This window comes from Aquabacterium sp. A7-Y, assembly GCF_026153205.1.
Classification (GTDB): Bacteria; Pseudomonadota; Gammaproteobacteria; order Burkholderiales; family Burkholderiaceae_C; genus Caldimonas.
The window spans coordinates 41,226-56,589 of record NZ_JAPFBW010000015.1 but is presented as its reverse complement, the minus strand read 5'-3'; the positions used below and the strand labels follow the sequence as shown (position 1 = coordinate 56,589).

Here is a 15,364-nt window from a genome sequence, read left to right as displayed (position 1 = left end):
TGCAGCCTTCGCGCTGCCCGGCCCGCAGGAGCCCCGATGAACCGAGGCCGGCAGGCGTGGGCCCTGCCTATACTTCCGGCATGAAACACATCGCCGACCTTCGCAAGAGCTATGAACGCGCCGAGCTGGACGAGTCGGCCGCGCGCAGCGAGCCGCTGCAGCAGTTCGAGCTCTGGCTGCAGGAGGCGCTCGCGGCCCAGCTGCCCGAGCCCAATGCGATGACCTTGGCGACGGTCGGCCCCGACCACCGGCCCTCGACCCGCATCGTGCTGATCAAGGGCTGCGACGCCCGCGGCATCGTCTGGTACACCAACTACGAGAGCCGCAAGGGCCGCGAGCTGGCTGTCAACCCTTACGCCGCGCTGCAGTTCCACTGGGTCGAGCTGGAGCGGGTGGTGCGCATCGAAGGCAAGGTCGAGAAGGTCAGCGAGCAGGAGTCCGACGCGTACTTCCACTCGCGCCCGCTCGACTCCCGCCTGGGGGCCTGGGCTTCACCGCAGAGCCAGGTCATCGCGTCGCGCGCCACCCTGGTCGCCAACGCCGCGAAGTACAGCGCCCAGTTCGCGCTCCACCCGCCGCGACCCCCGCATTGGGGCGGCTTCCGGCTGGTGCCCGACAGGTGGGAGTTCTGGCAGGGACGCAAGTCACGCCTGCACGACCGCTTGCGCTATCGGCTGCAGGACGGACAGTGGATCAAGGAGAGGCTGGCCCCCTGAGGGACCGGCCCGCCCCTGCGCCGGCGCCTCAGAAGTTCAGCCGCAGGCCCAGCTTCAATCCGCGCCCGGGCAGCGGCGCGAGCTCCCGCACGGTGCGGATGGACGCCGCGTTGTAGGCCAGTTCATCGGTCGCGTTGTCGAGCCGGACGAACACCGTGCCGTCGCTGGGACCCGCCTTGAAGCGATAGGACGCCGACAGGTTCAGCAAGGTATGGCTGTCGGTGGCAATGTCGTCGTCGCTGACGCGGGACTGGCGCGCTGAATGCGCCACCTCGGCCCTGGCGGTCCAGCCGGCACGGGCGTAGGCCAGACCCACCGTGAGGCGAGCCGGCGCGATGCGCGGCAGCGGCTCGCCGGTGTCGGCATTGCTGGCGCGGACCCAGTCGAAGCGCCCCTCCAGGTCCAGCGTCTGCCCGGCGTCGAGCAAGCGTCGGCGGCCTTCGGCCTCCACGCCCCACAGCCTGGCCTTGACGCCCTGGAAGGCGTAGACCGGGAACTCGGTCGCCTCGCCGTCCTCGCCCGGCTCGCCGAATGTCTCTCCGGTGGCCTGCAAGGCGATGAAATTGGCGAAGCGGCTGCCCCAGGCGCCGATCTTGGCGCTGTGCGGTCCCTGCTTCCAGGCCAGCGCAACATCGAGGTGGCTGCCGCGCTCCTTGCGCTGCGCGGCGTCGCCGCGCTCGTAGGCGGCGGTGGCGACGTGCACCCCCTCGGCAAACAGTTCATAAAAGGTCGGCGCGCGCTCGGTGTAGCTGAGGCTGGAGCTGAGCTGCCAACCGGCCGCTACATCCAGCAGCCCCCCGAGCGAGCCGCTGCGCAGCGAAAAACTGCGTTCGGCGGGGCCGCCAAAGCGCGGCTCCTCCGCCTCCGCGGCATCACCGTCCGAGGCCACGCTGGCCCGCTCCAGCCTGAGGCCCGCGCTCAGCTTGCCGCGTGCCAGCGGCAGTTCCTCGACCACGAACACCGCGCGCTGGCGGCTGCGGGTGCCGGGCACGAAGGCTTCCTCCCCCAGCGCGGAGAAGCGCGACTGTTCGAACTGCAGGCCCACCACGCCGTGCAGCGGCCCCAGCGGCGCATGCGCAAGCTCGATGCGGCCGTCGTTGCCCCGGGTGCTGAAGCGGGTGCCGAGCTCGGCCCCCTCCATCTCGTCGTGGCCATAGTCGGTGTGGCTGAACTGCGCCTTCACACTGCGCAGCGGGCCCTCCAGGCCACGCCACTCGCCGGCCAGCGCATAGCGGTCGCGCCGCATCCGGATGCGCACATCCGGCTCCACCACGACGCCGTAGTCGTTCTCGTAGCGGTCCACCGAGGCGCCCAGGTGACCGTCCTCCCAGGTGTAGGCGCCGCCCAGCGCCGCGCCCTTGGCCTGGCTGGCGGAGTTGGCGACACGGCGGGTCGGCGACCGTGTTTCCCCGCCGGCACGCGGCGTGAAGCGCGGCACGCGCAGGTCCTCGGTGTCGCGGTGGAAGGCGTCGACGTGCAGGGCCAGCTGGCCGTTGCCCGCTTCCACCAGGGCGCTGCCGGCACGCTCGCGCTCGGCTCCGCCGACCCGGCCTTCGGCGCTGCCGCTCACGCCCGTCACCGGCGCCCGCGGGATGCGGTTGTCTATCGTGTTGACCACGCCGCCGGTGGCGCTGCCGCCGTACAGCAGCGCGGCCGGGCCGCGCAGCACCTCCACGCGCTCGACCACCAGCGGGTCGATCGGCACGGCATGGTCGAAGCTGAGGCTGGACGCATCCAGCGCGGCGCCCGAGTTGTTGAGCACGCGCACCCGGTCACCGTCCAGACCCCGGATCACCGGGCGATTGGCATTCGGGCCGAACCAGCTGGAGGAGACGCCCGGCAGCCGGTCCAAGGTGTCCCCCAGGGTGCTGCCGCGGCGCAGCAGCAAGGCGGGCCCCGAGAGGGTGGTCACCGGAGCCACCAGGTCCGAGGCGCCCAGCGGGTTGCCGGTCACGACCACCTCCGGCAGGCGGGTCGCGGCAGCAGGGGCGGCGGCATCGGCAGGGGCGGTCTGGGCCTGCACGGCCAGGGAGACGCAGGTGGCGCAGGCGGCCACGCTCGGCAGGCGCGTCGCGCGCCGGGAAAAAGCGAGTTTCATGGTGAGAAGGCGGGACGGGCCGCCGCACCGGCTTCGGGTGCGACGACCGCATGACAAGGGCGCCGCCACCCGGGCTCGGGTCGCGGCGAGGGCTTCAGGCGAGAAGCGCTGCCCTTGGAGGACCGCGAGCGTCGAAGGCACGCTCGGGCCCGGTTCGCCGGCCTTCGGACACCGGCGGCAGCTCGGCCGCCGCGGTCTCGCCGCAGCCGATGGCCGAGTGTTTCCAGACGCCGGCGTCGCCGCCGGCCGCATGATCGTAGAGGGGACAGCTGCGGTCGTCGGCCGTGTGACCGAACAGCGCCTGGAAGGCCTGGGCCAGACCTGTGCCGGCCGAGACCGAGACCGGCCCCGGCCCGCCGGCGCCGGAACCGCCATGCTGGATGCGGTGCGCCAGGCCGAGCGCCTGCGCCCACAGCAGCGCCGCCGCCAGCAGCCAGGCGGCGAGGCGGCGATCGGTGGCGGCAGGTCGGCCCGGTGACCTCATGGCTGGGCCGGTGCCAGGCCGCGCGTGTGGGCGTCTGGGTGTCGTTTCATGCCGGGCGTGATTCTCAACCGGGACGCACCCGGTTGGCAAAGGTCTTGCGAAACTTCTCGACCTTGGGCGCCACCACGAAGGCGCAATAGCCCTGGTCCGGGTGGTTCGCGAAGTAGTCCTGGTGGTAGGCCTCGGCCGGCCAGTAGTTGTCGACCGGGAGGACCTCGGTGACCACGGGCCCGGGCAGCTTGCCGCTCGCCTCCAGCTCGGCGATCACCTCGCGCGCCACGCGCTCCTGCTCGGCGGTCTGGAAGTAGATGCCGGAGCGGTATTGGGTGCCGACGTCGTTGCCCTGACGGTTCAAGGTGGTCGGATCGTGGATCACGAAAAAGATCTCCAGCAGCTCGCGCACGCTGATGCGGCCCGGGTCGTAGACCAGCCGGACCACCTCGGCATGGCCGGTGTCGCCGCTGCAGACCTGCTCATAACTGGGCTGCCGCACCGGGCCGTTGGCGTAACCCGACTCGACGTCCACCACCCCCTCGACACGGTCGTACACCGCTTCGAGGCACCAGAAACAGCCGCCGGCCAGATAGAGGGTCTCGGTCGCGGCGTTGTGCGGGTCCACAGGGTTCATGAGGCACTCCCACCAGAGGATTGTTGCTTCGGCCGGCCCCTGGCTGCAGCCCGGCCGCCACACAAAGTTTCAGCATAGCAGGCAGGACAGGGCACCATCGGCCCTGCGCCCGGCGACGCCGACCGGCCGTCGCCTTCCCTCACCCGCAGCACCGCCCGACACCATGTCCGCCCTTTTGTTCGATCTGATCGTCGTCGGCGCCGGCCCCGCCGGCTCGGCGGCGGCCTGCACCGCGGCACACCGGGGCCTGCGGGTGGCGCTGGTGGACAAGGAGGAGTTTCCGCGCGAGAAGCTCTGCGGCGGCCTGCTGACCTTGCGCGCGCAGAAGGTGTATGCCCGGGTGTTTCCGCGCGCCTGGGACGAGGCGGTCGAGGCCCGCGCTCATGGCCTGAGCCTGCTGGGCCCGGACGGCCGGCGGCTCAACGAAGTGCGCGAGCACCACCTGCTCCAGTTCACCTGCCGACGCCGCTTCGACGCCCTGCTGCTGGACCAGGCGGTGGAGGCCGGGGCCACGCCGCTGCTGGGCAGCGCGGTGCAGCAGGTGGACGACAGCGAAGGCGCGGTGCGCCTGTCGGACGGCCGCCGTCTCCAGGGCCGCGCGGTGATCGGGGCGGACGGGGTGCGCAGCAGTGTGGCCCGTCAGCTGTTCGGCCGCAGCTTCGACCCGCGCACCATCGCGCTCGGCATGGAGATGGAGGTGCCGCGTTGCCACCCGGGCGCGGCCGACCTCGACCTGCCCGAGATCCACTTCGGCCTGGCCCGCTGGGGTTACGGCTGGGTGTTCCCGAAGCGCGCTACGCTGACGGTCGGGCTGGGCGGGCTGCTCAGGCACAACCCGCAGCTCAAGACAGCCTTCCGCGCGATGCTGGCGCACCGCTTCGGCAGCGTGCCGGATGTGGCGATCAAGGGCCACCACATCCCGTACGGCGACTACCTCACGCGTCCGGGCCGCGGCCGGGTGCTGCTCTGCGGCGACGCGGCTGGGCTGGTGGAGCCCATCACCGGCGAAGGCATCGCCTTCGCGATGCACAGCGGCCGCGAGGCCGCGCTGGCCGTCCACGAGGCCCTGCAGGGCCGGACCGAGCCGCTCGCGGCCTACCTGCCGCGCTACCGCGAGCTGGTGCAGGACTTCCGCATCGCCAAGGGCTTGAGGCAGCTGATCTTTCCCCGGCTTTGCGAGCCGCTGTTCCTGCGCGCCCTGCCCCGCCTGCGGCAGGCCCCCGGCCGGCACATGGACTTGATGGCCGACGAACTGGGCTACCCCGCCTATGCGCGCTACATCGCGCTCAGCGTCGTGGCCCGCGGCTGGCGTAAGCTGCTGCCCTTTTGAGCCTGCCTTTGCCCGACATGCTGGACGACCTTGCCCCTTACAAGCCCCTGCTGACCGCCCTGCTGCTGCCGCCGGCCTCGCTGATCGTATTGCTGCTGATCGGCGTGCGGCTGATCCTGCCGCGACGCGTGCTGGGCGCCTGCATCGTGCTGCTGAGCGTGGTCGCGATGTGGCTCACGGCCACGCACGGCTTTGCGGTGGCGCTGCAGACCTATGTGCTGAAGCTGCCGCCGGCGCTCGGCCCGATCCAGCTGGAGCACCTCGACACCGAGCTCAAGGCGCAAGCCAAGGCCGGCGCCAAGGGCCAAGCCGGCATCGCCGTCATCGTGCTGGGAGCCGGCACGAAGCCGCGGGCGCCCGAGTACGGGGTGTCGGACCTGACGCCGACCTCGATGGAGCGACTGCGCTACGGCGTCTGGCTGTCCAAGCGCCTGGGCCTGCCGCTGGGTTTCTCGGGCGGACTCGGCTGGGCCCAGTCCGGCGAACCGCCGGCCGAGGCCCGCGTGGCCGAGCGCATCGTGCAGGAGGAATACGGACGCAGCCTGCGCTGGGTTGAAGACAAGTCGCGCGACACGCGCGAGAACGCACAGCGCATGGCGCCGCTGCTGCGCGAGGCGGGCGTGAAGAAGGTGCTGCTCGTGACCCATGGCTGGCACATGCGGCGGGCCAAGCGGGCCTTCGAGGAGGCGCTCGGCAGCGAGATCGCGGTCACTGCGGCCCCCGTCGGCCTGCAAGCGCGCCGCGCCACCGGCCTGCTCGACTGGCTGCCGAGCACCGAAGGCCTGCAGCAGAACCGCCTCGCGCTGCGCGAGCTGCTCGGCCTGGCCGCCGGGAGCTGAGGCCTGTAGTGGTCTGACCGACAGCCGGCCGGATCCGGCCGGTCCAAGATGATGCCTTTCACAAGAAAACAAGGAAGGCACGGATGGACGCTCATCTGCTCACGGCCTGGCTGACTCAGACCACCCTGCTGGGCATCACGCTCGCGAACTGGGCCCTGGTGATCGGCGCAACAGTCGTGAGCTACCTGGCCATGATGACGGCATTGCGTCTGGCGCGGCGGCACGCCGAGACGCTGCAGCAGCAGGACTCCCAACACGTCGGCGGCCTGCTGGTCGACCTGCTGAGCCGCACCAACCGGGGACTCGTCGCGCTGGTGGCGGTGCTGATCGGCGTGGGACTGCTGGATCTGCCGGAGCGCTGGAGCGAGCGTGTCGGCCACCTGTGGTTCATCGCGCTGGCGCTGCAGTTCGCGCTGTGGGCCAACCGGCTCGTCAGCCTGGCGCTGTCCCGCTACATCGAACGCCACGCTTCCTCCGGCATGACACAGGTCGGTGCCTCGGCGACGCTGATGTCCTGGGGCCTGCGCACCCTGCTGTGGACCGTGGTGCTGCTGGCGATGCTGTCCAACATGGGCGTCAACATCACCGCCTTCGTCGCCAGCCTGGGTGTCGGCGGCATCGCCGTCGCGCTGGCGGTGCAGAACATCCTCGGCGATCTGTTCGCCTCGCTCTCGATCGCAGTGGACAAGCCCTTCGAGGTGGGCGACTTCATCGTCGTCGGCGGCGTCTCGGGCAGCGTCGAGCACGTCGGCGTGAAAAGCACCCGCATCCGCGCACTCAGCGGCGAGCAGGTGGTGATGTCCAACACCGATCTGCTCAAGCAGACGGTGAGCAACTACAAGCGCCTGGCGGAGCGCCGCATCGCCTTCAAGTTCGGCGTCACCTACGACACCTCACCCGAGCAGGCCGAAGCCATTCCGGCCCTCGTCAGGCGGATCATCCAGGGCAAGCCGCAGCTGCGCTTCGACCGGGCACACCTGCAGGGTTTCGGCGAAAGCTCGCTCGACTACGAAGTCATCTACATCGTGCTCGACCCGAGCTACAACCTTTACATGGACCTGCAGCAGAGCATCAACCTGGAGCTGATGCGCGGGCTCAAGGAGATGGGTGTGGACTTCGCCTTCCCGACCCGCACGGTGGTGCTGGCGGGCGACGCGGCGGCCGCCGCCCGGGCGGTCCGGCGGGACGGCCAGGAGGCCGGGCTCAAGCCGCGCCCGAACGGGCGCGAGGGCTCGCTGCAATAGCTCTGATATGAAATAGGCGTTTCGCCTCTTCGACGAAGCCGCAAATAGAAACCCCTCCAAGCCAGATCGACCGGAGGGGCTGTGGTTCACACCACGGATCGGAGAACCGAAGGATTGGGTCCGGAACTCCTGCGCGCAGAGACTGCGCAATTGAAATGCCTGCAGAAGCAGACGCCTCAAAGATACCCAGGCCCGGTGTTTTGATCAAGTGCCGCTTTCCAATGGTCGGCGATCTTTTCATTGGACCTGCTCATCGCCGGCCCGTCAGCCCGCCATGATGCGATCGAACAAGGCGCCCACCTTCTGCTCGACGTCGGGGTCCATGGTGATCAGCCGCCCCCATTCCCGGTCGGTCTCGCCGGGCCACTTGTGGGTCGCGTCCAGCCCCATCTTGCCGCCCAGCCCCGAGACCGGTGAGGCGAAGTCGAGGTAGTCGATCGGGGTGTGCTCCACCAGGGTCGTGTCGCGACCCGGGTCGACCCGGGTCGTGATGGCCCAGATCACGTCCTTCCAGTCGCGAATGTTCACATCGTCATCAGTGACCACGATGAACTTGGTGTACATGAACTGGCGCAGGAAGCTCCACAGCCCGAACATCAGCCGCTTGGCATGGCCGGGGTAGCTCTTCTTGATGCTGATGATGGCCATGCGGTAGCTGCAGCCCTCGGGCGGCAGATAGAAGTCCACGATCTCCGGGAACTGCTTCTGGAGGATGGGGACGAACACCTCGTTGAGCGCCACGCCCAGCACCGCCGGCTCGTCAGGCGGCTTGCCAGTGTAGGTGGAGTGGTAGATCGGCTGCTGCCGCATCGTGATGCGCTCGAGCTCGAACACCGGGAACCAGTCCTGTTCGTTGTAGTAGCCCGTGTGGTCGCCGTAAGGTCCCTCGAGGGCGTGCAGGTAGCCGCCCCGCTCCTTCAGCGGCACGCCGTGCTCCGAAGTCCCCTCATGACCTGGCGCCGCCGGAGGGATATGGCCTTCCAGCACGATCTCGGCGCTGGCCGGCACTTGCAGCGGCAGTCCCTCACCCACGCCGCTGGCGACCACCTCGGTGCGGCTGCCGCGCAGCAGGCCGGCGAACTGGTACTCCGACAGCGTATCGGGCACCGGCGTCACCGCGCCGAGGATGGTCGCCGGATCCGCGCCCAGCGCGACGGCAATCGGGAAGGGCTTGCCCGGGCTGGCGAGCGCAAACTCCCGGAAGTCGAGCGCGCCACCGCGGTGGGCCAGCCAGCGCATGATGAGTTGGCGCCGTCCGATGAGTTGCTGCCGGTAGATGCCCAGATTCTGGCGCCGCCGCGGCTGCGCGACACCCTGCGGCCCGCGCGTGACGACCAGGCCCCACGTCACCAGCGGCGCGACGTCGCCCGGCCAGCAGTGCTGGATGGGCAGGCGCCCGAGATCCAGCGCCTCGCCCTGCCACACCACCTGCTGGCAGGCGGCCGAGCGCACCTCGCTCGGCTTCATGTCCCACAGCGCTTTACCCAGTTGCAGCAGGCGGCCGGCGTCTTTCAGTCCGCGCGGCGGCTCCGGCTCCTTCAGGCTTGCGAGCAGCTGTCCGATCTCGCGAAGTTCCGAAACGTCCTCGGCCCCCATGCCCAGGGCCACACGTTTGGGGGTTCCGAACAAGTTCGCGAGCACCGGGATCTCGTGCCCGATGGGGCGCTCGAACAGCAGCGCCGGCCCGGCGGCCTTGAGCACGCGGTCGCCCAGGGCGGTCATTTCCAGCCGAGTGGAGACTGGCTCACTGACGCGCCTGAGCTCGCCGAGCGCTTCCAGCCCGTGAAGGAACTCACGCAGATCCCGATATTTCATAACCAGAAGGAATTAAAGCCCTATTTCAAATCCTTGACTGGTTATGAGCAGCATCCCTAGAATCCGCCCGTCCCCACCCAAGGGATAACCCGCGCCGGCCTGCCCGGCGCGACGCTGCCGATGCAATCAGCCGCTGTCCGCACCTCGCGCCCTGCGAGACACCTTGCGCAGACGCGGCGAATTATCGCTGCCGGCCCCGGCCACCCTGCTTTTGCGGAGTGCGCCCCGCGGGCCGTCGGAAGGAAAGGAGTGACATGACAGCGTGGGAATCCGTGCGGGGCCCGGTCGATCGGGCCGCTACCGCTACCGTGGCCTCGGTCGCGGTGTTCTTTAAGGATGTGGGCCACGGCCTGCTCGAGATCAGCCACAACGGCTTGGCCTTCGTCGGCCTGGTGGTGCTGGCCGGCACGATGTTTTTCGTCAGCCGCCCCGACCTGCGCCACCACCTGGAAGCGCAGACGCTGGGCTGGCTGCAGGCGCGCCAGCTGGCACGCGCCGAGTCCTCACCGGAGGCCTTCCTCGCCAGCCTGGTCGAGCCCGAGGCGATCAGCCGCGCGACCGCGGTGGATCCGTCGGAGCTGAGCAGCCAGCAGGCGGCCGTCGCGCTGTGGCTGTCGCGCCGCTATCGCGTCGCCCCCGAGCCGGTGGGGCGCCTGGTCAAGGAAGCCTGGCACGTCGGCAAGCGCACCGGCATCGAGCCGACCCTGATCCTGGCCATCATGGCGGTGGAGTCCAGCTTCAATCCCTTCGCGCAGAGCACCGTGGGCGCGCAGGGCCTGATGCAGGTGATGACGCGAGTGCACGACGACAAGTACGAGCGTTTCGGCGGCAACCACGCCGCGTTCGACCCGGTCACCAACCTGCGGGTCGGTGTGCAGGTGCTGAAGGAGTGCATCGCGCGCGCCGGCAGCCTGGAGGGCGGTCTGCGCTACTACGTCGGCGCCGCCAACCTGAACGACGACGGGGGTTACGCGGCCAAGGTGCTGTCCGAGCAGACCCACCTGCGCAACGTCGCGGCGGGCCGCCGGGTGCCGATCTCGGTCCCCCAACTGCTGCAGGCGGTGCAAAGCGCGCCGCCGGCCGCCGCGCCGGCACCGCTGCCGGGCAGTCCGGACATGCCGCAGACCACGGAAGCCTCGGCCGAACAGGTGGCGCTGATCCGCTGAACGCCGCGCCCGGCTTGCACCATCGGGGGGCCCTGCGGGGCCTCTTTCTGTTCTTATCCAGTACACTCGCGGGGTTGCACAACTGGCGATAGGGCCCCTGCCTGGCAGGCGCGCTCGAGGTGGGGAACCACCGGGAAGTGCAGCCGGCACACCCGTTGTCTGCCGTTCCGCCGTTCGCCTGGGCAGCCTTCCGACCGCGTGGCCCCATGATGGCGGCCGCCGCCGTATCGAGGGACTTCTTGCACCGAAGAGGACTGCCAAATGTTTGACCGCACCACATCCACGATCTCCAACATCGATGCCGAGCTCTGGGCCGCCATCCAGAAGGAAAACCAGCGCCAGGAAGAGCACATCGAGCTGATCGCGTCCGAGAACTACGCCTCGCCCGCCGTGATGGCCGCGCAGGGCACCCAGCTGACCAACAAGTACGCCGAGGGTTACCCGGGCAAGCGCTACTACGGCGGCTGCGAATACGTCGACGTCGTCGAACAGCTGGCGATCGACCGCCTCAAGCAGCTGTTCGGCGCCGAACACGCCAACGTCCAGCCCAACTCCGGGTCGCAGGCCAACCAGGGTGTGTTTTTCGGGCTGCTGCAGCCCGGCGACACCATCATGGGCATGAGCCTGGCCGAAGGCGGCCACCTGACGCACGGCATGCCGCTGAACATGTCCGGCAAGTGGTTCAAGGTGGTCAGCTACGGCCTGAACGCGAAGGAAGAAATCGACTACGACGCGATGGAGCGGCTGGCCCATGAGCACAAGCCCAAACTCATCATCGCCGGCGCCTCGGCCTACAGCCTGCGCATTGACTTCGAGCGCTTCGCGAAGGTCGCGAAGGCGGTCGGCGCCTATTTCATGGTCGACATGGCGCACTACGCGGGCCTGATCGCCGGCGGCGTCTACCCCAACCCGGTGCCCTTCGCCGACGTCGTCACCTCGACCACCCACAAGAGCCTGCGCGGCCCGCGCGGCGGCATCATCCTGATGAAGGACCCTGTCGCCAAGCAGATCAACAGCGCCATCTTCCCCGGCATTCAGGGCGGCCCGCTGATGCACGTGATCGCCGCCAAGGCGGTGGCCTTCAAGGAGGCGCTGACGCCCGAGTTCAAGGCCTACCAGCAGCAGGTGGTCAAGAACGCCCAGGCGCTGGCGACCACGCTGACCGAGCGCGGCCTGCGCATCGTCAGCGGCCGCACCGAGAGCCACGTGATGCTGGTTGACCTGCGCGCCAAAGGCATGACCGGCAAGGAAGCCGAAGCCCTGCTCGGCCGCGCCCACATGACCTGCAACAAGAACGGCATCCCGAACGACCCGGAAAAGCCCATGGTCACCAGCGGAATCCGCCTCGGTTCGCCCGCCATGACCACCCGCGGCTTCAAGGAAGCCGAGGCGGTGTTGACCGCGCACCTGATCGCCGACGTGCTGGACAAGCCGCACGACGAGGCCAACATCGCCGCGGTGCGCGAGAAGGTGAACGCGCTGACCCGGCGCTTCCCGGTCTACCGCTGAAGCGAGCCCCCTCGTCATGCGCTGCCCCTTCTGCGGCCACGAAGAGACCCAGGTGGTCGAGACGCGCGAATCCGACGAGGGGGACGTCATCCGTCGCAGGCGGCGCTGCCTGTCCTGCGACACCCGCTTCACCACCTACGAGCGGGCCGAGGTCACGATGCCCGCGGTGGTGAAGAAGGACGGCACCCGGGCCGAGTTCGACCCGGCCAAGATCCGCGCCTCGATGACGCTGGCTCTGCGCAAGCGCCCGGTCAGCCTGGAGCAGATCGATGCGGCGCTGCAGCGCATCGAGCAGAAGCTGCGCTCCAGCGGCGTGCGCGAGGTCGCCAGCGCCAAGCTGGGCGAGTTCGTGATGCGCGAGCTGAAAAAGCTCGACAAGGTCGCTTATGTGAGATTTGCCTCGGTTTACCGCAGCTTCGAGGATGTGGACGAATTCAGCCGGCTGATCAAGGAAATCTGAGGCTCTGTAAAGTCTGACAGAGCCGCCAGCCGAACGGCCCGCCACCGGGGCTGAACGGTTGCACACAGAAACGTCTGACGCCGCACAATGCATACATGCGGCACGTTTCTTCACTCTCTGCCCCACTTTCTAACGTTCGTCATCGCGGTTTTACGCTGATCGAACTGATGGTGACCATCGCCCTGGTGGCGATCCTCGCCGTACTGGCGGCGCCAGCGCTGCAAAGCTTCGTCGAGCGCAGCAGGGTCACGGCCATCTCGAACGACTTTGTCCTCGGCCTGCAGCGCGCCCGCCTGGAAGCCGTGACACGCAACAGCTGCGTCTCGATGTGCATGACTTCCAACGCCTCGGAGATGACGCCGACCTGCAACCCCGCGGGGACGGACTGGAGAGACGGCTGGATCGTGTTCATGAATCCGACCTGCGACACGGTCGACGCCACCATGCCGCTCGCCGGCAATGTCGTCCTCATCCGCGAATCGGCCGGCAGCGACTACACCCTCACGGAAGATGGCGGAGGCACCCCCACATCGTCCGTCACCTTCAACGGACGCGGCACGCCCCGGGCTGTCGTCAACGGCACCTTTCGCCTCCAGAAGGCCGGCGAGGCCGACAGCTACCACTTCAACCGGACCTTTTGCGTCAGCCAACTGGGCCGGGTACGCACCCTCGGTGCAACGGGAACCTGTTGAGTGAAACGCGTCATTTCGCTGCCATGCCGATAGCCATGCATCAACCGCCCAAAAAAACCGCCTCGGGGGTCACGCTCATCGAGGTGCTGGTCTCGCTGCTGATCCTTTCTCTTGGCCTGCTCGGGGTGCTGGGCCTGCAGGCGCAATCCGTCCGCTTCCAGGTCGGAAGCGCCTCGCGGGCCTCGCTGTCGGTCGCCTTGTCCGACATCTCCGACCGCTTGCGCAGCAATCTTTCGATGGTGCCCGGTTACGACATGACCGTGACCAACAGCCCTTACTCGTATACCGCGACCTGGACGGCGCAGGACGAGGTCGACGAAGTCACGAGGGATTGCAGCACCACGACGTGCACGCCGACGCAAAGAGCCACTTACGACATCGAGGCGTGGCGCAACCATGTTCGCACGCTGATGCCGCGTGGTTCGGTCAACCTGAGCGGCAACCTCAATACCGGCATGAACGTCACCTTGATGTGGTTCGACAAGGACTTCCTGAGCGGAGGCGAGTTGCAGAGCGCTCCTGTCTGCCCGACGGCGCCCGAGGACGACGACGACAATCGCATGCTGCGCCAGTCCTGCTGCCCGACCGCGGTGGCGGCCCCAGCCGGCGTACGGTGCGCCAACTTCACGGTGTTTCCATGAGCGTCCGTCGTATGCACCGGCCCTTTCGCCCACGCCAGCAGGGCCTGTCCCTGGTGGAATTGCTGGTCGCCATCGCGATCAACCTGATCGTCGTTGCCGCCGCCGCCTATCTCTACCTCGCCAGCCGGCAGACCCAGCGATCGAGCGACGAGTTCGTCGCGATGAACGAAAGCGGCCAGTTCGCGCTGGAGATGCTGGGGCGCGAGCTGGAAAATGCGGGCTTCTACCCTGCGGTGCGCATCGACGATCCGACCCAGGACACCGAGAACGTCCTTTCCGGCTACACCAACCCGCTCGGCACCGACCCGGCGAACGATGCATTCGACGCCGGGCTGTTCGGATGCAATAACGCCAATTTCAAGGCCACCACCTTGGCGTGCGAAGCGCATGCGTCCCCGGCCCCCGCGGCGGACACACTGGTGGTCAATTACTACACCAACGACGCCCTGTCGCGTGATATCGGACAGCGCACCGACTGCGAACGGCAGTTGGTCTCCGAAGCAGCGGTCAACGCCAGCCGAACCACCGCGGCACAGCGTGCGCAGGCCGAAGGCGCGCCACCTCTTCGCCCCCTGTTCGTCTCGAACCAGTACACGCTGAAGCCGGTGACCTTCAATATCGACAACCAAAGCATCAGCACCTTCGGATTGAGTTGCAACGGCAATGGCGGGACCACCGCCGACGATGCCTACGAGCCCGTCGTTGCGGGTATTGAAGAACTCCGCTTCCGCTACGGCGTCTTCACCGACGCGACCACCCTTCAACCCGATACCTTTCTCTCTGCCGCCGATGTCACCAGCGCCGATGACGTGGTGATCAACGGGGTGGCCCGGGACGGTTGGTCACGGGTCGTTGCCGTCGAGGTGTGCCTGGTCGTGCGATCGCTGGCCAGCGTCAAGATGGAAAGCGCGGACGCTGCTCCCTTCCAATACACCGATTGCTCTGGCACCACCCAGACACCGACGGATCGCGTCCTCAGAAAGGTGTTCCGTCAGGTATTCGCCGTCCGCAACCACCTGTCGCAGACCTATCCCGTCACTCCCAACGACTGACAGCCATGCAGCGCTTTCGCAGTCCCTTGAACCATGACTCTTCACAACGCGGCGTTGCGCTCGTTGTCGTGTTGATCTTTTTGCTAGCGGTGACGGCCATTGGGGTGTTCGGGGCACGCAACGTCATCGTCTCCGAACGCATGGCGCGCAACCAGCTGGATGCGCAGGTGGCCCGGCAAGCCGCCGAAGCGGCCCTGCGGGATGCGGAGCGAGACATCATGCTGCCCAACCATGAACCGCGTGCAAACGCCCCCTGCACGAGGACCCTCTACGAACGACCGGTGGTGTTCGGCGCCAGTTCCTTTCAGCGCACTTGCCTGCGCGGTCAGTGCGAATTCGGCCTCGACTACTACCAGGCGGCCGATTACTCGACAGCGACCGCGGACAGCGAAACCGGCGAACCCTGGTGGCCAGAGTCCAAAGGCGGACTGTGGAACAACAATTTCGCGACCAAGCCGTCGCGGACCAGCACCGGTACCTGCGCCACCTTCACCGGCGCGGTGCCTCTCGGCACCTTCACCGGAGCGCCGATGCTCACTGGCGTCGCCCGCCAGCCCGAGTACCTGATCGAATACATCCATCGGGGCAACACGGATTATTTCCGGATTTCGGCACGCGGGTTCGGCTATAGCCAAGCCACGCAAGTTGTGCTGCAAAGCTATTTCCGGCCCTTCAATCCGGGCTTTTGAT

At 68.1% G+C, this 15,364-nt stretch carries 15 protein-coding genes and 1 riboswitch; of the genes, 11 read left to right on the top strand and 4 right to left on the bottom strand.

Features of this window, described 5'->3' with window-relative positions; all coding sequences use genetic code 11:
• The first annotated feature begins 80 nt into the window (after window positions 1–80).
• On the top strand, window positions 81–716 hold the full coding sequence (gene pdxH, locus OOT46_RS15200) for a pyridoxamine 5'-phosphate oxidase (RefSeq protein ID WP_265404461.1): 636 nt from the start codon (window positions 81–83) through the stop codon (window positions 714–716).
• A gap of 28 nt (window positions 717–744) precedes the next feature.
• Here the strand turns inward: pdxH and OOT46_RS15195 are convergent, their stop codons facing one another.
• The 3 genes from OOT46_RS15195 to msrA all read right to left on the bottom strand — a co-directional run bounded on the left by OOT46_RS15195 (window position 745) and on the right by msrA (window position 3,926).
• Window positions 745–2,814: a TonB-dependent receptor gene (locus OOT46_RS15195; RefSeq protein ID WP_265404460.1), complete on the bottom strand. Its 2,070-nt coding sequence runs from the start codon at window positions 2,812–2,814 to the stop codon at window positions 745–747.
• A gap of 94 nt (window positions 2,815–2,908) precedes the next feature.
• The gene (locus tag OOT46_RS15190) at window positions 2,909–3,298 is read right to left on the bottom strand and encodes a hypothetical protein (protein ID WP_265404459.1); all 390 of its coding nucleotides are present in this window, start codon (window positions 3,296–3,298) and stop codon (window positions 2,909–2,911) included.
• 64 nt (window positions 3,299–3,362) lie between these two features.
• Complete coding sequence (gene msrA / locus OOT46_RS15185; protein ID WP_265404458.1) at window positions 3,363–3,926, bottom strand: peptide-methionine (S)-S-oxide reductase MsrA; 564 nt, start codon at window positions 3,924–3,926, stop codon at window positions 3,363–3,365.
• A 163-nt stretch (window positions 3,927–4,089) separates the two neighbouring features.
• Here msrA and OOT46_RS15180 point away from each other — a divergent pair, with 163 nt between their 5' ends.
• The 3 genes from OOT46_RS15180 (at window position 4,090) to OOT46_RS15170 (ending at window position 7,339) form a co-directional block, all read left to right on the top strand.
• On the top strand, window positions 4,090–5,256 hold the full coding sequence (locus OOT46_RS15180; protein WP_265404457.1) for an NAD(P)/FAD-dependent oxidoreductase: 1,167 nt from the start codon (window positions 4,090–4,092) through the stop codon (window positions 5,254–5,256).
• 17 nt (window positions 5,257–5,273) lie between these two features.
• Window positions 5,274–6,095: a YdcF family protein gene (locus OOT46_RS15175; protein ID WP_265404456.1), complete on the top strand. Its 822-nt coding sequence runs from the start codon at window positions 5,274–5,276 to the stop codon at window positions 6,093–6,095.
• Between the two features lie 83 nt (window positions 6,096–6,178).
• On the top strand, window positions 6,179–7,339 hold the full coding sequence (locus OOT46_RS15170) for a mechanosensitive ion channel family protein (protein ID WP_265404455.1): 1,161 nt from the start codon (window positions 6,179–6,181) through the stop codon (window positions 7,337–7,339).
• A gap of 264 nt (window positions 7,340–7,603) precedes the next feature.
• Here the strand turns inward: OOT46_RS15170 and ubiD are convergent, their stop codons facing one another.
• Window positions 7,604–9,154, bottom strand: coding sequence for a 4-hydroxy-3-polyprenylbenzoate decarboxylase (gene ubiD / locus OOT46_RS15165; RefSeq protein WP_265404454.1), 1,551 nt, complete (start codon window positions 9,152–9,154; stop codon window positions 7,604–7,606).
• Between the two features lie 254 nt (window positions 9,155–9,408).
• Here ubiD and OOT46_RS15160 point away from each other — a divergent pair, with 254 nt between their 5' ends.
• From OOT46_RS15160 to OOT46_RS15130, 7 genes are all read left to right on the top strand, one after another.
• A complete protein-coding gene (locus tag OOT46_RS15160) occupies window positions 9,409–10,320 on the top strand; it encodes a lytic transglycosylase domain-containing protein (RefSeq protein ID WP_265404453.1) in 912 nt (303 codons plus the stop codon).
• 68 nt (window positions 10,321–10,388) lie between these two features.
• A riboswitch (ZMP/ZTP riboswitch) is annotated at window positions 10,389–10,511 on the top strand.
• Between the two features lie 70 nt (window positions 10,512–10,581).
• Window positions 10,582–11,829 carry a serine hydroxymethyltransferase gene (gene glyA, locus OOT46_RS15155; RefSeq protein ID WP_265404452.1) on the top strand — a complete coding sequence of 416 codons (1,248 nt, stop codon included), beginning with the start codon at window positions 10,582–10,584 and terminating at the stop codon, window positions 11,827–11,829.
• Between the two features lie 16 nt (window positions 11,830–11,845).
• Window positions 11,846–12,289 (top strand): transcriptional regulator NrdR, encoded by a 444-nt coding sequence (gene nrdR, locus OOT46_RS15150; protein ID WP_265404451.1) that lies wholly within the window; start codon window positions 11,846–11,848, stop codon window positions 12,287–12,289.
• A gap of 95 nt (window positions 12,290–12,384) precedes the next feature.
• On the top strand, window positions 12,385–12,981 hold the full coding sequence (locus tag OOT46_RS15145; protein ID WP_265404450.1) for a GspH/FimT family pseudopilin: 597 nt from the start codon (window positions 12,385–12,387) through the stop codon (window positions 12,979–12,981).
• Window positions 12,982–13,016: 35 nt separating this feature from the next.
• Complete coding sequence (gene pilV / locus OOT46_RS15140) at window positions 13,017–13,622, top strand: type IV pilus modification protein PilV (protein ID WP_265404449.1); 606 nt, start codon at window positions 13,017–13,019, stop codon at window positions 13,620–13,622.
• Complete coding sequence (locus OOT46_RS15135; RefSeq protein WP_265404448.1) at window positions 13,619–14,674, top strand: PilW family protein; 1,056 nt, start codon at window positions 13,619–13,621, stop codon at window positions 14,672–14,674. Before pilV ends, OOT46_RS15135 begins: the two co-directional genes overlap by 4 nt.
• 5 nt (window positions 14,675–14,679) lie before the next feature.
• Window positions 14,680–15,363 carry a pilus assembly PilX family protein gene (locus OOT46_RS15130; protein WP_265404447.1) on the top strand — a complete coding sequence of 228 codons (684 nt, stop codon included), beginning with the start codon at window positions 14,680–14,682 and terminating at the stop codon, window positions 15,361–15,363.
• Window position 15,364: the final 1 nt, after the last annotated feature.

Bases quoted from the DNA above. Each gene is read 5' to 3' on its own strand.
- pdxH (WP_265404461.1), top strand. From the start codon at position 81: ATGAAACACATCGCCGACCTTCGCAAGAGCTATGAACGCGCCGAGCTG.
- OOT46_RS15195 (WP_265404460.1), bottom strand. From the start codon at position 2,814: ATGAAACTCGCTTTTTCCCGGCGCGCGACGCGCCTGCCGAGCGTGGCC.
- OOT46_RS15190 (WP_265404459.1), bottom strand. From the start codon at position 3,298: ATGAGGTCACCGGGCCGACCTGCCGCCACCGATCGCCGCCTCGCCGCC.
- msrA (WP_265404458.1), bottom strand. From the start codon at position 3,926: ATGAACCCTGTGGACCCGCACAACGCCGCGACCGAGACCCTCTATCTG.
- OOT46_RS15180 (WP_265404457.1), top strand. From the start codon at position 4,090: ATGTCCGCCCTTTTGTTCGATCTGATCGTCGTCGGCGCCGGCCCCGCC.
- OOT46_RS15175 (WP_265404456.1), top strand. From the start codon at position 5,274: ATGCTGGACGACCTTGCCCCTTACAAGCCCCTGCTGACCGCCCTGCTG.
- OOT46_RS15170 (WP_265404455.1), top strand. From the start codon at position 6,179: ATGGACGCTCATCTGCTCACGGCCTGGCTGACTCAGACCACCCTGCTG.
- ubiD (WP_265404454.1), bottom strand. From the start codon at position 9,154: ATGAAATATCGGGATCTGCGTGAGTTCCTTCACGGGCTGGAAGCGCTC.
- OOT46_RS15160 (WP_265404453.1), top strand. From the start codon at position 9,409: ATGACAGCGTGGGAATCCGTGCGGGGCCCGGTCGATCGGGCCGCTACC.
- glyA (WP_265404452.1), top strand. From the start codon at position 10,582: ATGTTTGACCGCACCACATCCACGATCTCCAACATCGATGCCGAGCTC.
- nrdR (WP_265404451.1), top strand. From the start codon at position 11,846: ATGCGCTGCCCCTTCTGCGGCCACGAAGAGACCCAGGTGGTCGAGACG.
- OOT46_RS15145 (WP_265404450.1), top strand. From the start codon at position 12,385: ATGCGGCACGTTTCTTCACTCTCTGCCCCACTTTCTAACGTTCGTCAT.
- pilV (WP_265404449.1), top strand. From the start codon at position 13,017: ATGCATCAACCGCCCAAAAAAACCGCCTCGGGGGTCACGCTCATCGAG.
- OOT46_RS15135 (WP_265404448.1), top strand. From the start codon at position 13,619: ATGAGCGTCCGTCGTATGCACCGGCCCTTTCGCCCACGCCAGCAGGGC.
- OOT46_RS15130 (WP_265404447.1), top strand. From the start codon at position 14,680: ATGCAGCGCTTTCGCAGTCCCTTGAACCATGACTCTTCACAACGCGGC.